16 protein-coding genes are annotated in these 14028 nt (G+C 66.8%); 7 read left to right on the plus strand and 9 right to left on the minus strand.

The features are described from left to right. Window positions 1-4: 4 nt before the first annotated feature. The 3 genes from HPY32_RS35360 to HPY32_RS35370 all read right to left on the minus strand — a co-directional run bounded on the left by HPY32_RS35360 (window position 5) and on the right by HPY32_RS35370 (window position 3343). Window positions 5-727: a nitroreductase family protein gene (locus tag HPY32_RS35360; protein WP_067589136.1), complete on the minus strand. Its 723-nt coding sequence runs from the start codon at window positions 725-727 to the stop codon at window positions 5-7. Window positions 728-833: 106 nt separating this feature from the next. Further along, the gene (locus tag HPY32_RS35365) at window positions 834-2306 is read right to left on the minus strand and encodes a beta-N-acetylhexosaminidase (RefSeq protein ID WP_231951669.1); all 1473 of its coding nucleotides are present in this window, start codon (window positions 2304-2306) and stop codon (window positions 834-836) included. Between the two features lie 467 nt (window positions 2307-2773). Then, window positions 2774-3343: a TetR/AcrR family transcriptional regulator gene (locus tag HPY32_RS35370; RefSeq protein ID WP_067589130.1), complete on the minus strand. Its 570-nt coding sequence runs from the start codon at window positions 3341-3343 to the stop codon at window positions 2774-2776. Window positions 3344-3436: 93 nt separating this feature from the next. Here HPY32_RS35370 and HPY32_RS35375 point away from each other — a divergent pair, with 93 nt between their 5' ends. After that, window positions 3437-4087, plus strand: a complete 651-nt coding sequence (locus tag HPY32_RS35375) for an MBL fold metallo-hydrolase (protein ID WP_216676636.1) — start codon at window positions 3437-3439, stop codon at window positions 4085-4087. A 319-nt stretch (window positions 4088-4406) separates the two neighbouring features. Here HPY32_RS35375 and HPY32_RS35380 read toward each other — a convergent pair whose 3' ends face one another. Next, window positions 4407-5057, minus strand: coding sequence for a response regulator (locus tag HPY32_RS35380; protein WP_067589128.1), 651 nt, complete (start codon window positions 5055-5057; stop codon window positions 4407-4409). Then, window positions 5054-6262, minus strand: coding sequence for a sensor histidine kinase (locus HPY32_RS35385; protein ID WP_156674514.1), 1209 nt, complete (start codon window positions 6260-6262; stop codon window positions 5054-5056). Before HPY32_RS35385 ends, HPY32_RS35380 begins: the two co-directional genes overlap by 4 nt. A 131-nt stretch (window positions 6263-6393) precedes the next feature. Here HPY32_RS35385 and HPY32_RS35390 point away from each other — a divergent pair, with 131 nt between their 5' ends. Both HPY32_RS35390 and HPY32_RS35395 read left to right on the plus strand, forming a co-directional pair. Then, window positions 6394-7107: a class I SAM-dependent methyltransferase gene (locus HPY32_RS35390; protein WP_067589126.1), complete on the plus strand. Its 714-nt coding sequence runs from the start codon at window positions 6394-6396 to the stop codon at window positions 7105-7107. A gap of 257 nt (window positions 7108-7364) precedes the next feature. Then, window positions 7365-7865, plus strand: coding sequence for a hypothetical protein (locus tag HPY32_RS35395; RefSeq protein ID WP_067589124.1), 501 nt, complete (start codon window positions 7365-7367; stop codon window positions 7863-7865). A 17-nt stretch (window positions 7866-7882) separates the two neighbouring features. On the opposite strand, the gene HPY32_RS35400 is transcribed toward HPY32_RS35395, so the two are convergent. Further along, complete coding sequence (locus tag HPY32_RS35400; protein ID WP_171983208.1) at window positions 7883-8668, minus strand: CE1 family esterase; 786 nt, start codon at window positions 8666-8668, stop codon at window positions 7883-7885. Between the two features lie 340 nt (window positions 8669-9008). On the opposite strand from HPY32_RS35400, the gene HPY32_RS35405 reads away from it, so the two are divergent. Both HPY32_RS35405 and HPY32_RS35410 read left to right on the plus strand, forming a co-directional pair. Continuing rightward, on the plus strand, window positions 9009-9542 hold the full coding sequence (locus tag HPY32_RS35405; RefSeq protein ID WP_067589120.1) for a hypothetical protein: 534 nt from the start codon (window positions 9009-9011) through the stop codon (window positions 9540-9542). A gap of 36 nt (window positions 9543-9578) precedes the next feature. Beyond that, the gene (locus HPY32_RS35410; protein WP_067595910.1) at window positions 9579-10148 is read left to right on the plus strand and encodes a hypothetical protein; all 570 of its coding nucleotides are present in this window, start codon (window positions 9579-9581) and stop codon (window positions 10146-10148) included. 129 nt (window positions 10149-10277) lie between these two features. Here HPY32_RS35410 and cynS read toward each other — a convergent pair whose 3' ends face one another. Together cynS and HPY32_RS35420 are read right to left on the minus strand one after the other, a co-directional pair. Next, window positions 10278-10748 (minus strand): cyanase, encoded by a 471-nt coding sequence (gene cynS / locus HPY32_RS35415; protein WP_067589119.1) that lies wholly within the window; start codon window positions 10746-10748, stop codon window positions 10278-10280. Continuing rightward, window positions 10748-11350 (minus strand): carbonic anhydrase, encoded by a 603-nt coding sequence (locus tag HPY32_RS35420; protein ID WP_067589117.1) that lies wholly within the window; start codon window positions 11348-11350, stop codon window positions 10748-10750. Before HPY32_RS35420 ends, cynS begins: the two co-directional genes overlap by 1 nt. 124 nt (window positions 11351-11474) lie before the next feature. Between HPY32_RS35420 and cynR the strand changes: the two genes are divergently transcribed. Both cynR and HPY32_RS35430 read left to right on the plus strand, forming a co-directional pair. Beyond that, the gene (gene cynR / locus HPY32_RS35425) at window positions 11475-12380 is read left to right on the plus strand and encodes a transcriptional regulator CynR (protein ID WP_197696632.1); all 906 of its coding nucleotides are present in this window, start codon (window positions 11475-11477) and stop codon (window positions 12378-12380) included. A 139-nt stretch (window positions 12381-12519) separates the two neighbouring features. Further along, complete coding sequence (locus tag HPY32_RS35430) at window positions 12520-12966, plus strand: GNAT family N-acetyltransferase (protein ID WP_067589113.1); 447 nt, start codon at window positions 12520-12522, stop codon at window positions 12964-12966. A 35-nt stretch (window positions 12967-13001) separates the two neighbouring features. Here HPY32_RS35430 and HPY32_RS45180 read toward each other — a convergent pair whose 3' ends face one another. Then, window positions 13002-13988 (minus strand): MmyB family transcriptional regulator, encoded by a 987-nt coding sequence (locus HPY32_RS45180; protein WP_067589111.1) that lies wholly within the window; start codon window positions 13986-13988, stop codon window positions 13002-13004. Window positions 13989-14028 lie beyond the last annotated feature (40 nt).

The raw sequence follows: 14028 nt of genomic DNA on the forward strand, positions 1-14028 counted from the left end.
GCCGTCAGTCCGGTACGGGCGGAAAGAATTCCAGCGCCTCGTCCAGCGGCTTGCGGCGCAGGTCCGGGACCTCGCAGTCGGCGGCGGGGTAGCCGATCGGGAAGAGGATGTACGGGCGCTCGGTGCCGGGGCGGTCGAGGATGTCGGTCAGGAAGCCCATGGGGTTGGGCGTGTGGGTCAGCGTCGACAGGCCCATGGTGTGCAGGGCGGTGATGAACAGGCCGCAGGCGATGCCGACGCTCTCGTTGACGTAGTAGTTCTTGCGCAGCGAGCCGTCGGGGAGCGGGGTGCTCTTCTCCGCGAACACCACCACGATCCACGGCACGATATCGAGATAGGACTTGTTGCTGGTGGTTTCGAGCGGGGCGAGCGCATCGCGCCACGGCTCGGGCAACCGGCCGCCCTCGTAGTTGAGGCGCTCCTCGCGCTCGGCGGCCTCGCGAATGCGGTGCTTGATCTCGGGGTCGCTGGTCGCCACGAACTTCCACGGCTGATGGTGCGCGCCCGAGGGCGCGGTATTGGCGGTGGCGACGGCCAGCTCGATCATCTCGCGCGGCACCGGATCCGGCGCGAAGAACCGCACGCTGCGGCGCGCGTCCACGAGATCGTGAAACTGCCGCCCCCGCCGAATCCCCTCGGCCTGATCGAGGCGCGGCGGTAAATACGGCACGAACGGATGAGTATGGGCCCGAAGGGGTTCCGCCCGATCGGCGGTCTGATTGCTCATGCAAGCCAGGGTAGTGAGGTGATCATGATCGGTGTAGGGGTTTGGGGGTGGATCCGGCTCGACCTTGTTCCCGGCATGCTTTTGGCCGGGATCCACCCACCGCCCTCTACTTCCAATCCACCTGCGGCGACCGATAGAAATTGATCCCCAAGGCCGCCCAGATCGGTCCCTGCTTGGCGAGCCGGTCCCGATAGCTGTCCCAGTTGTGGGTCGACTGCGGCGACCATCCGATCTCGGCGAGCCCGGCCAGGCGCGGGAACGCCTGATACTCGATATCCGCACTGGTGCGCAGGGTTTCCGACCAGATCGGGGCCTCGACACCGGCGATCTGATTCTCCGACACACCCTGGAGGAATGTGGCCGGATCCCAGTCGTAGGAGTCCTTGACCTCCACGTATCCGGCCCAGTGCAGGCCCAGCGGATCGTCGGGGGTGTACTTCATATCCAGGTACGCCTTGTTGGCGGGCGCCATCAGGATCTTGTTGCCGCGCGCGGCCGCCGCCGCGACATCGGCATTGGTGTTGGCGGTGTCCCAGTATTCCGGGATGGCGTCGGTCGGCGGCTGCGCGGCGACGATATTGTGCCAGCCCTGAATCTTCTTGTCGTACTGCGATAGCAGCGGCATCACCTTCTGGTAGAAGGTGTTGTAGTCCTGCGGCGTCGTCGATTTCGCCTCGTCACCGCCGATGTCCAGGTACGGGCCGGGGGTGAGCGCCGCCAGCTCCCGGATGACATCCTCCACGAACTTGTAGGTGGTCGGGCTGCCGATGCACAGCGAGCTGTAGCCCACCTCGATATCGGTGCGCGGCGGCACCGGTTTGCCGTCGCAGTTCAATTCGCCGTAGGACGCCTGCGCGGCATTGGTGTGGCCGGGCATATCGACCTCGGGAACCACCGTGATGTGCCGGGAGGCAGCGTAATTCACGATATCGGTGTACTGGTCCTGGGTGTAGTAGCCGCCCGGATCGCCGTTCACCGCGGTCTGTCCGCCGATCTCGGCCAGCTTGGGCCAGCTCTTGATCTCGATGCGCCAGCCCTGATCGTCGGTCAGGTGCAGGTGCAGCGTATTGACCTTGTACATGGCGATCTGGTCGATGTATCGCTTGACCTGGTCGGGCGTGAAGAAGTGCCGGGCCACGTCGAGCATCGCGCCCCGGCGGCCGAAGCGCGGATAATCCAGCACCTTGCCACCGGCCACGACCCAATCCTGGTGCTGCACCGTGGTCTTGTTGATCGCCGCCGGGAACAGCTGGCGCAGCGACTGCACCCCGTGGAACAGCCCGTCGGTGGTATCGGCCTGCACCGTAATGCCGTCCCGGGCGACCTGGAGCTGATAGCCCTCATCGCCCACACGCCGGTCGGGAGCATCGCCCAATTCCAGCGTGATACCGGGCTTGGCGGTGTCGTACCGGTCCACGACGGGTATCGGGAATCCGGTCGCGGGCCGCAGCAGCCCCGCGAGATAGTTGCCCACATCCTGGGCCTGGTACTCGGCGCGAATGACACTGTCCGGGGTGAGCGTGTAGTTCGCCCCCGGATCGGCATCGGCCTGCACCGGAACCGGAATGATATCGGCCACGCTGCGTTCGGTGGGGGGTGTATCGGCACCCGCCGACCCGGCAAGCCCGGGCAACCCGAGCACACACAAGCCGACGACGGCGCCGAATACCAAGGGGGATAGTCGCTTCCGCAAAGCGCACCTCCGTGGAGCGGGAGGATGGTTGGAAGAAGAGCGTATCGCGCCGAGGCGGCGGAAATGTCCGAATTCGTTCGGGTACTTGTTGATTCGGCGCTGAGCACATTGTGTAAAGTCGAGCAGAACCGTGCGCGGGGCGCATATGCGCAGCAAACCGTTCGAGTGCGCTTTCTGCGAGAGGGCTTGGGCAGCAGAAGTATTCGGTGTCCTGGCGCCGATTCTCCGATGCGCCGCCTGCCCGAAGATCGAAACAATGCTCGCGCAGTTGATCGATATTTCCGCGCCGAGGACTTGAAAAAAACCCAGCTACACCCCGACCGCGGCCTCGCCGCGGAAATCACGCGGTCCGCTCAGGCGGACGTCAGATGATTCAGGGTGGTCTCGACGAGGTGGCGCGCATAGTCCGGCGGCAGCGGGTTCGGGCGGAATTGGATGCGGTACATCATCGGTGCGACGACGAGATCGATAACGGTTTCGACATCGGGAACCCGTTCACCGCGGCCGATCGCACGCGACAGGATCTGCTCGATCTGACCGGCCGCGTACTCGGAGCAGGCTCCGGCATTGCCGCTGTCGGGTGCGCCGAGGAGGGCGTCGCGGATATAGGCCCGGCCCGGGTCGGCGGACATCTCCTCCAGGAATTGCTCGGCCCATGCGGTCAGGTCGGTGGGCAGGCTGCCGTGGTCGGCGGGGGCGGATTCGGGGCGGAGGCGTTCGACTGCGACGTCGGACAACAGTTCCCGCAGGTCGCCCCATCGGCGATAGATGGTCGACGGTGTGACACCGGCCCGCTCCGCGATGAGCGGCACGGTCAGCGCGTCGCGTCCGCGTTCGGCCTCCAGTTCCCGGACGGCCGCGTGCACCGCCTGCTGCACCCGCGCGCTGCGGCCACCCGGGCGGGCCATGGGTTTGGGGCTCATGGGGACATGTTAACGCAAAGTACTTGCTTTAAGCGACGGCGGGCCGTACCGTGGCTTAAGGCAAATTATTCGCGTTAGTGTATGGAGGTTGTCATGCCGATCCCGACCCGCCCCCGCACCGGTACCGCCTGGCGTCTGGGTGGCCTCACCGTCCATCGCGTAGACGAGGCGCTGCTGCCCCCGCCCACCGGTTTCTGGCTGCTCCCGGCTGCCACGGCGGATGTCGTCGCGGGTCAGCGGTGGCTTCATCCGGACTTCGCCGATGCCGAAGGGGCGCTGCGCCTTTCGAGCCATACCTTCGCGATCGAGACGTCCGGTCTGCGCGTCCTGGTCGACACCGGCATCGGCAACGGCAAGACGCGAGCCAACCCGGCGTGGCACAACCTCCGCAGCGACTACCTCGAGCGCCTGTCGGCGATCGGATTCGCCCCCGAGTCGGTCGATCTGGTGATCATGACCCACCTGCACGCCGACCACGTCGGATGGAACACGCACGCGGTCGCCGACACCTGGGTGCCCACATTTCCGAACGCCCGCTACGTAACATCACGCGCCGAACGCGAGTTCTGGGCGGGTTACGACATGGACGCACCGCGCAAACAGATGTTCCGGGACTCGGTCCACCCCATCGAGGACGCGGGACTGCTCGACCTGATCGACGTTCCTTCGGCGGGCATCGACATCGCCCCCGGGCTGCGACTGCTCCCCACGCCCGGGCACACACCGGGCCAGGTCGCGGTGTAGGTCGGCGACGGCGGCGCCGAGGCGCTGATCACCGGCGACTGCGTCCACCACCCGATCCAACTCGCCCACCCCGACATTGTCAGCTGCATCGATATCGACCCCGCTCGCGCGGTGGCCACCCGGCACGCCCTACTGGAGTCCCTCGCAGACACCGAAACCCTGCTACTCGGCAGCCACTTCCCGTCGCCCACGGCAGGCCGTGTGATCCGCGCCGAGGGCTCCTATCGTCTTATCCCTGCGGACGCCGAAAACTCTTCCGTCGCTGGATAAAGCGAAGGCGTCGTTTGCTCCGGTGCCAGCGCTTGACCTGGGCGAGGTCTCACCCGGTGAGGCCCGCGTCGCGTGCCAAAAGCGCTGCCTGGACTCGGTTTCCGACCTCGAGGGCGGTGAGGACGCGGCTCACGTGGGCCTTGACCGTGCTCTCGCGCATGCCCAGCGCCCGGGCGATCTCGGCATTGGTGGCGCCGTCGCCGACCAGGGCCAGCACCTCGCGTTCGCGGGGTGTGAGGCGTTCGAGTCGGGTGCGCGCCGCGGATGCGCCGGGGCCGCCGCCGCGGTGGAAGCGGTCGATCACTCGCCGGGCGGCCGCCGGATGCAGCATGGCCGACCCGGCGGCGACCAGATGGACCGCACGCAGGATCTCGGCGGGATCGGTGTCCTTGAGCAGGAAACCGTCCGCTCCCGCCGCAAGCGCGTCGTAGACGTATTCGTCGAGATCGAAGGTGGTGAGTGCAATGACCCGTGGCGGATGCGGCAGCGCCCGCAGGCGCGCGGTGGCCGCGATGCCGTCCATGCGCGGCATCCGAATATCCACCAGGGCGATATCGATACGATGCGCGGTGGCCTTCTCGACGGCCTGGAGCCCGTCCCCGGCCTGCGCCGCGACCTCGAGACCCGGATCGCCATCGATGAGATCCGCCAGCCCGAGCCGAACCAACGCATCGTCGTCGACAATAAGGACCCGAATCACGAAGGGCCGCCGCCGGTTTCATCGCCCGTCGTTCCGGCCTGTTCCCCATCCGTCATTCCGGCATGCTTTTGGCCGGAATCCTGCGGAAGATAGGCGCGAAGGACCCAGGTCTCCCGACCGTCCGGCCCGGCCTCCAGCCGCCCACCGAGCGCCTCGACACGCTCTCGCAGGCCCACGAGACCGAATCCCGGAGGGGCCGAGGGAATCCGCATGGGGGAGGGGGCGATGTGATCCGCAGCAGTGTTGCTCACCTCCACGACCGTAGCGGGTGGACCGTAACCGATCCGCACATGCGCCCGAATGTCGGTGCCGTGTTTGCGAACATTGGACAGGCCCTCCTGGACGATCCGGAAGACGGCGAGGCGGTGGGCGGCCGGAGCATCGTCCGCGCAGCCCGTGACCTCGGTCGTGACATGCTGGCCCGCAGTCCGGGCCTGCGCGATCAGGTCATCGATATCGCGCAGTACCGGCGCGGGAGGCGCTGCGGGAGCATGGGTTTCGGGGTCACGGAGGGCGCCGAGGACATCGCGCAGATCGGTGAGGGCGGCGGTAGCGGCGGTGCGAAGCAGCATCAGGCGGTCGGCGAGCGGGTCGGGGAGGGTCTCGGCGCGGGTCGCCAGCACGCCCGCGTGCAGGGCGACCAGGCTCAGCCGATGGGCGAGCACATCGTGCATTTCCGCGGCAATGGCGGTTCGCTCGGCCTGGCGGGCCGCGCATTCGCGGAGCTCGCGCTCGACCCGCAGGTGCTCGACCTGCTCGGCCAGCGATTCGATGAGCCGCCGCCGGCTACCCGCCCACAGCCCGCCCACCACCGCCAGCATCGGGAACAGCATCGAGCCGTACTGCTGGGTGGCGGCCAGGGGCATGGTCGGATGCGTCACCGCATTGGCGGCCAGCGCCACCGCCACCGCCCCGACCGCGAGCGCGATCCGCCCGGCCACAGCGGCGTCGAACAGCGCTACCAGCAATGGCAGACTCATCGGCCAGCCCCACACACCCGTCGCGGCAACGGTTGCCGCCAGCGCCACCGGCCGATAGCGGCGCAGCAACAGCGTGGCGCCGCACAGCAGCGCGATAGCCGATCGCAGCGACAGGTACCCGACGGAGTCGGAGAACGCGGCATTGTGCACGGCGGTCACGGTCACCACGACGACCACGACGAGGCGTCCGTATCGGGCCCTGATCCGGTGCAGCATGCTGATCATCGGCCGATCCTAGGTGGGCCGGGCCCGGTCCGCCGCCGACTTTCGCCACCCGCGACCCCCTACTTTCGTCGGAGCCGACCGTAGCGTCGCGGCGGATTTGCTGGGGCGCAATGCTTCCTAGCGTTTCCGGCATGATCGCAACCAAGAGTTCCAGCAGCGGCCGGTCGTTCACGCGCGGCACCGGGCGGCGTATGTTCCTGCTCGAAGCGTTCCGCGACTTTCGGACCACCGGGGCTGTCGCGCCGAGCAGCCGGGCGCTGGCCTGGGCCCTGACCGAACCGGTGCGGGCGAGTCGACAACCGGTGACCGTGCTCGAGGTCGGCGCGGGCACCGGCCCGATCACCCGGGAACTGCTGACGCTCCTGGGGCCGGACGATCAACTCGACGTCGTGGAGGCCAACGCGTGTTTCGTGGAGCGACTTCGCGGGCTGGTGGGCGCGCACGCCGATGCGGACGACCGGATTCGAGTGCTGCACAAGCGCGCCGAGGAGATACCGGGCGAGTGCTGTTACGACGCCATCATTTCCGGCCTACCGTTCACGAATTTCCCACCCGCACAGGTTGATACGATTATGAGCCGATACCTGGAGCTGCTGCGCCCCGGTGGTGCGCTGACCTATTTCGCCTATCGGGGAACGAGTGTCGCGCGACGGCTGGTGTCGTCTCGGGCCGAGACCGCGCGCCATCGGGAGGTGGAGCGAATCCTGGACGATTATCAGAACCGATACGGCACCGGAGTCGTCACGGTATGGGGCAACCTACCCCCGGCCTGGGCCCGCTCGCTGCGCCGTCCGGGGGATTCACCGGTGCCGCCCCGGTTTTCGGCCGCACATCGGGAGGAGTGACGGACCTCGGCGCAGCCCGCCCACCTGCGCCGGGAATCCGGGCGACCGTCGGTTACCCTGACACGGGCCTGTTCTGGAAGGAAGGTGCGCGACAAGTGACTGCTGACCCGGCATCGATATCGACGGCGGCACCTACCTGGCTCCATCGCATTGTCGAGACCATCCGTACCGAAACGGGGAGCTTCGAGATCTCCGACTGCCACACCGCACCATCCCTGCGGGTCGTGCACGACTGGTACACAAGGGCGCTCGGTCCGATGTTGATCGAGGCAAGCGCCACCCGCGGTGGATCCTCGGCGCAAGAAGCCGTGCAGGCCATGCACATTCGCGCCCTGGCAGGGGAGGCCCTCACCGAGGACGCCTGGTACACAGCCCTGGAACCCGCACTCCGCGAGATCTTCGAACACGCCTACCCGTACACGCGGGCCTACACCACCGCCGCCACGGCCGCGAGCGCATACGCCGCCTCCCACGGCTACCCCGACGACGAGGCCCGCCGATACGGCGACAGCTACGCCGAACTCAACACCACGGCCAACGCCCGAGTCCACGCCACCGCCAATGCGAAGGCCCACGCCCGAGCGCTCGCCCGCGCTTTCAGCGCGGGAAGCACCACCGCCTACACCGAAACCTATCCCTCCGCCCGCCTCCGCGCCGCAGTCCGATCCGCCACCGCCGATGACCCGACCCGAGCGCCCGCCATCTGGTCCCACCTCGCCGAAACTTTGGGGGAATCCCTCACCCGAGCCTCGTCATAAGCCATCCCGCAGTCTGGTCACTCGGAAGCGTTCAGATCGAAGAACCGAGCGATCACATCGGCCGCGACGAGCCCGCCCCCGACCGTGGTATTCGGCAGCAGCCGACGCCAGCGCGGGCCCGGAATCTCATGCCCGCCACCGATTATCGTGTAGCCGGTCACCGGCGGACATCCATTCTGCCGATAATCTGTCCGCGCGGCCCAGCCGCTACCGGTACGAACCCACTCGACGGTCGGCACCGCCTCGATCCCATTGCGGGCGGCGAACCATTCGAGCGTGTCGGGCACCGATTCGTGCGGTCCCTTCCCGAACCAGGCCCGCCGCTGCCGCGGCGAGACCCGAAACCCGACCGTCCCACCACCCCACGGCGCGAGAGTATCGGCGGTACCGTGAAAGGCGAGTACCGGCAAGGGAATCGGCGGCAGATCGCTGCACACCCGATTGCTCGGTGCGGGAAGGGTAGTCGAAATCAAGGCCACGCCCGCCAGCAAATCGGGTGCATCACACACCATCCGAATCGCCATCTGCCCACCGAGCGAGAAGCCGACCGCGAAAACCCGCCGCGGATCCAACGACCACTCGCCGACAAGGCGTTCACTCAACACCCGCAGAAACCCGACATCGTCAACACTTTTGACCCGCCGAGAAAACATCACCGCCTTCCGCGCCGAATTCCATTCCCGGTCCACACCATCGGGATAGACGACGACGGCCCCGCCCTCAGCGAACCGATCGAACGTCCCGCCCGCACACCGCCGCGTCGACTCGAAGCTGTCGCGAAGCCCATGCAACACCACAACCATCGGCGCCCCCGCCCGCACAACCCGCGGCCGCACAACCGTATAGGTCCGCCGCTGCCGATGGCCGAGAACTCCCTCGGTAACAACAAGATCCCGCCGACGCGCCCGCATCCCGACAACCTACCGGCCTGGCCGGATGCAGGTGGTTGCGGTGCGAGCGTGGTCGACAGTGAACTCCGCAAAGGGGGGCGAACCTCGGAGGTGTTGTGCACCTTGATGATTGAGATCCCGGATGGGTGGTGGAGCCCCCAGGTTGCCTCTATGCCGTCCACCTCGGTCCGATATGTCGTGCTCCGACGACGTACCGCGCACAACGTGATCCCGACCCAGGCATTATGGTCGTATGACCGACAGTGGAGGGTCTCAGCTCGGGCTGGCTGTGACCGGTTTCGACCCGAAGAATCTGATGGCCTTGGCCGATCAATATCATGCGCGGATGGTGCGGCCGCTGGAGAGTGGTTCGGTCGCCGGGCATTTGGTGAAGCCCTATGTGATCGAGGCGCCGGGGCGGCGGGTGGTCGACCACGATGTGCGGGCCGCGCTGCGGGTCGCGGGTGATCATTTGTCGTCGGGGCATCTGCGGGGTTCGGTCGGTCTTGCCGTATTGCTCGTCCATGCCGGCGCCGACGGTGATTACGTTCTGGTGCATACCTGGATCGAGGCGTACATGTCCGACCTCGCTGTATTCATCGGCCCGCCCGGTGATCCCGCGCAGCTGCGGCCCGGGCGATCGGGTCTGGCCCCGTGCGTGTGGGAGGCGGCGGTCCTGGCGCACGAACGAAATGCCTTCACCCGACACGTCCTGGACGGCCAGGGCACGCTGGACGAGCGGCTGACGGCATGGCGCTGCGATGTGCTCGAGGGCGAGGTTCGCTGAGAGTTGTTGTCGGCGGCCCTCGGTAATGTCGGGGTGGTGTCGAGTTCGCGTATCGAGGACATAGTCGGCGGCAAGGTTGCCTGGACCGAGGTGGATCTGCTCGATGTCGACGACAGCTCGGCACGGCCGTTACGGGGCGCGTTGGAGGAGCTCGGAGTTCGGGTCAACTACCACCCGATCGGGCAGCCCCGCCATGTGATCGCCGTGCTGGGCGGCGATCGCCCCATCGCTCCGTACGTGATCGTCGCCTGCCACGGTGACAACGGTCGGATCCTGCTACCCGCGCTCGGCGGACCGATCGCCGACCAGCAGCCCTTCACCGGCAGGCTCGGCCCCAAGCGGGTCCGCAAACACCTGCGCCTCCCCGACAGCGCCGTGATCTGCACCGGGTGCGAAACCGGGAAACCCGCACTGGCGCAAGCATTTCTGGACGCCGGAGCCAGCAGCTATTTCGCACCCGACAACGCACCGGACGGCCCCACGGCACTGCTGGCCACCCTGCTGCTGTTCTACGAACTGACGGCAGGCCGCCACCTGCGAGACGCCGCCTACCGCGTCCGCGCCTACGACGACAACCTCGCCACGTGGCGACTGTGGGAGCGGTGACACCTCACCGGGTATTGGTCTGCTCCCAGAAGCGATAGACCTCGACGGCGTCGTCGTGCTCGGCGTAGCGCATCGGGAGGCGGCGCTGCCGCCAGGGCGGTCGTCGGTGTAGTGCGGGTTTCCTTGCACTCAGAAAGGTTTGGTGGGCAGGTACTTTCCGTCGAGTGTGATCACCGCACGCTCACCACCCTCCGGATCGGCGACCTTCTTGACATCGAGCTTGAAGTTGATGGCGCTGATGATCCCGTCGCCGAACTGCTCGTGCACCAATGCCTTCAGCGTGGTGCCGTAGACCTGAAGCATCTCGTAGAACCGGTAGATGGTCGGATCGGTCGGAATGCCGCCGGGGATCGAGCCGCGAGTGGGAATGGTTTGCAACAGCAGCACGGCCTCCTCGTCGAGCTCCAGCAGCTCACCCACCGCCCGCGCGGCGGACTCCGGCAGGGCATGCTGGCCGAGCACGGCCGCGGTCACGAACGCGACCGACAGCCCGGTGCTATCGGCAATCTGCTGCCAGGACAGGTCCTTTCGAGTCTTGGCGGCCACCGCGGTCGCGGCGAGCGCCTGGCGGGCGGCGGGGTCGAACTGAGCGTGGATCATCAGCGGATTTCCTTTCGATGGCGGGCGACTGCGGCGATATCGGCGGGCAGTTCCTCGACCGCGCCGGTGGGGATGTCGAAGACCCAGCCGTGCAGGGTCAGGCTGTGGTCGGCCAGCCGCCGCGCGACCGACGGATGGGTGGCGAGGTTGGTCAGCTGCGCCACGACATTGCGCCGAATCAGTTGTCCCACTGCATTATCGGCGACGCGAGCGCGGGCGGCGTCGGCATGATGCAGCCACTCGGCGACCATCGGCACCGCGGTCAGATCGTGGCCCTGCGCGAGGGCGGTCATCGCCCCGCACGCCGAATGCCCGCACACCACGATTCGCGCCACCTCGAGCACGGCCACGGCATATTCGATACTCGCCGCCACCGCGTCCGCACCGGAACCGTAGGCGGGCACCAGATTTCCGGCGGTACGGATCACGAACAGCTCGCCGGGTTCGCTACTGGTGATCAACTCCGGGACGACGCGCGCATCCGAGCACCCGATGAACAACGTATCCGGCGTGTGCGTCGCGGCCAGGTGTGCGAACAGATCCGATTTCGCCGTAAACACCTCGCGCCGGAACTGTGCGATGCCCTCGGCCAGGTCGTGCATGGTCGCTGTCCTTTCCTCGCAGACCGTCGCGGTCTGACGAATCAACCATGCATCACCAGCAGGTATAGAGTCCAAGACGTAGTTCGGATCGCATCCATTGGACTCGCCTATAGTTGTCTCCGTGCTGCCGGAACTCCGTCACCTCCGCTACCTGCAGGCCGTCGTCGAGCACGGGAACTTCACCCGTGCCGCCGAAGACCTGCACATCTCGCAACCGACCCTGTCCCAGCAGATCCGCCAGCTCGAGCGCGCGCTGGGCGCGCAACTACTCGACCGCGGCGGGCGGTCGGTCCGCCTCACCGACGCCGGGCGCGCCTACCTCGAGCACGCCGCGCGAGCATTGCGCGAACTCGCGGCCGGGGAGCGCGCCGTCCACGATGTCAATGATCTGTCCCGGGGTCACCTGCGGCTGGCCGTCACCCCCACCTTCACCGCCTACCTCGTCGGCCCCCTCACCGCCGAACTTCGCCGCCGCTACCCTGGCATCACCGTCACCGTCCGCGAAACCAGCCAGGAACGCCTCGAATCCGCGCTCTTGGCAGACGAATTGGACCTCGGCATCGCCTTCGACGCCCCGCACTCGCACGGCATCACCGCCACCACTCTGTTCGCCGAAACCCTGCGCCTGGTCGTCGGTACCGGCGCACCCCTCGCCCTCGACCCCACCCGACCAATCCCCGCCCGCACCCTCGAACACCACCCCCTCGCCCTGCTCACCCCCGACTTCATCACCCGCACCCACATCGACGCCCACTTCGCCGACCACCGCATCACGCCGCGAATCGCCCTGGAAGCCAACTCGATCCAGGCCCTCATCGAAATCGTCCAACGCACCCCACTGGCCACCGTCCTGCCCGACGTCATCACCCACAACCACCCCGCCCTCATCCCTCTCGAACTCGATCCACCCCTGCCCACCAGGACCGCCGCCCTCCTCACCCGCACCGGCGCGTACCGCACCGCCGCCACCCGCGCCTGCACCCAACTCACCCTCGACCTCGCCCGAGCCATCTACCCACCGGTCGGATAACGGAATCTCTCGACGAACGTGGTCTCCGTACCTATGACTCGAAAATTGATTGGCACCCTTCTCGGCGCTTCAAATATGTGAGATACCGAATTAACTGAAGTCCTTCCGTACTGCGGCATTGCCTTAGTAGGCTGAAAAGATGGCGACCATCAGATCGGCACGTTCGACCGATTCCGAAGCGCTCTCCGAGCTGGCGCGCACAGCCTATGCACATTATGTCGACCGTATAGGTAGGGAACCGGCGCCTATGATGGAAGACTACGGGTACCTCATCAGCCTGGGGAATGTCTGGGTAGCCGAACAATGCGGTAGCATTGTGGGCCTGCTGGTTCTCGAGGTCGAGCCCGACCATCTGCTACTCAACAATGTCGCAGTGTCACCGGAAGTGCAGGGCACCGGCATTGGCGCACAGTTACTAGCCTTCGCTGAGATGCATGCACGTGAACACGACCTCTCCGAAATCCGGCTCTACACCAACGAAGCAATGACTGAAAATATAGACTACTATCCACGCCACGGCTATGTCGAAACGCATCGCGCCACAGAGGAGGGGTACAGTCGCGTATTCTTCGCCAAACAGCTTTGATGCAGCAGCCAGCACTCCAGCTGAATTTACTGTAACTAGGCCGCCATCAAATGCACAATCACCCCCGGGGCACCGGCGTGTTCTGCCGGGCCGCGATCCACCAGCGGCCGTTTACCTTGGTCAGGACGTAGAGGGCGACCATGGCCGGTTCGATATCGATGGGCTCGCCGTCGGCGGTGATCGCTCGGGTGGCCTGGTAGCGCGCGACATCCTGGACTATCAGGTCGGCGTCGTTGGTGTTGTACGCGGTCTCGACGGTCGCGATGACGGCCTCGATCGCTGCCCGATCCTGGCCGTGATCGACGCTGTTGTCCTCGATGATCGGTGATCGCGTGCTCGGAACCGGATCCTTCGGCGGTGGTGGCGACGACCACGGACTGCTCCGGCGAGCGAGCCACCGTGAGGATGTGCTGGGTCACCGTCACCGTGCCCACCAGCGGATGACGAAACTCGTACTCGTCGGCCTCGCACGGCGCGACCCGATGATCGCTCCACAGCACCGTGAACTCCGGGCTCTTCATGGACAGCTCGCCGATGAGCGCGGCCAGCCGCCCGTCGTCGGGATGCCGCCCGGCGACGACGCAGAGATTGCCGACCACGGCGCGGGCCTTGCGATGCCAGTCCACATACAGGTCGCGAATGTGGGAGTCCAGGAACAGCATTCGCGCCAGATTCGGGCGATCCGCGCGACGGCCGGGTGCGGTCGCGTCGATGTGCCCGGCCAGCAGCGCATGCCCCAGCGCGTTCCAGGCCAGAACGTCGGTCCGTCGGCCGAGGACCATCGCGGGCGCGCTGCCGAACGAGCGCATCAGCGAGCTGAGCCGTTCCGGTGGCGGCGTGCGCCGCGTACGGGGACGCTGGGCGGTGAGCTGCCGCAGGTGCGCGCGCTGCGCGGCCTCCACGGCCTGCTCGGCCCCGCCGAACCTCCCGCCGCGCTTGCCGCCTGCATGCACCGGGGCGTGGGTGGATTTCGCCCGCAGCGGCGATCCGGCCTGGGCACCGTCGCACGCCCAGCGCTTCACGGGTGCACGACTTGGTTACTGACGCTTGGTAATGTCAGTG

It is taken from the genome of Nocardia terpenica (assembly GCF_013186535.1).
Classification (GTDB): Bacteria; Actinomycetota; Actinomycetes; order Mycobacteriales; family Mycobacteriaceae; genus Nocardia; species Nocardia terpenica.

What these genes read in the sequence shown, in the direction of transcription:
- HPY32_RS35430 (WP_067589113.1), top strand. Translation starts at nt 12,520, where the DNA reads ATGGCGACCATCAGATCGGCACGTTCGACCGATTCCGAAGCGCTCTCC.
- cynS (WP_067589119.1), bottom strand. Translation starts at nt 10,748, where the DNA reads ATGATCCACGCTCAGTTCGACCCCGCCGCCCGCCAGGCGCTCGCCGCG.
- HPY32_RS35405 (WP_067589120.1), top strand. Translation starts at nt 9,009, where the DNA reads ATGACCGACAGTGGAGGGTCTCAGCTCGGGCTGGCTGTGACCGGTTTC.
- HPY32_RS35385 (WP_156674514.1), bottom strand. Translation starts at nt 6,262, where the DNA reads ATGATCAGCATGCTGCACCGGATCAGGGCCCGATACGGACGCCTCGTC.
- HPY32_RS35370 (WP_067589130.1), bottom strand. Translation starts at nt 3,343, where the DNA reads ATGAGCCCCAAACCCATGGCCCGCCCGGGTGGCCGCAGCGCGCGGGTG.
- HPY32_RS35390 (WP_067589126.1), top strand. Translation starts at nt 6,394, where the DNA reads ATGATCGCAACCAAGAGTTCCAGCAGCGGCCGGTCGTTCACGCGCGGC.
- HPY32_RS35395 (WP_067589124.1), top strand. Translation starts at nt 7,365, where the DNA reads ATGTTGATCGAGGCAAGCGCCACCCGCGGTGGATCCTCGGCGCAAGAA.
- HPY32_RS35375 (WP_216676636.1), top strand. Translation starts at nt 3,437, where the DNA reads ATGCCGATCCCGACCCGCCCCCGCACCGGTACCGCCTGGCGTCTGGGT.
- HPY32_RS35360 (WP_067589136.1), bottom strand. Translation starts at nt 727, where the DNA reads ATGAGCAATCAGACCGCCGATCGGGCGGAACCCCTTCGGGCCCATACT.
- HPY32_RS35400 (WP_171983208.1), bottom strand. Translation starts at nt 8,668, where the DNA reads ATGGTTGTGGTGTTGCATGGGCTTCGCGACAGCTTCGAGTCGACGCGG.
- HPY32_RS35420 (WP_067589117.1), bottom strand. Translation starts at nt 11,350, where the DNA reads ATGCACGACCTGGCCGAGGGCATCGCACAGTTCCGGCGCGAGGTGTTT.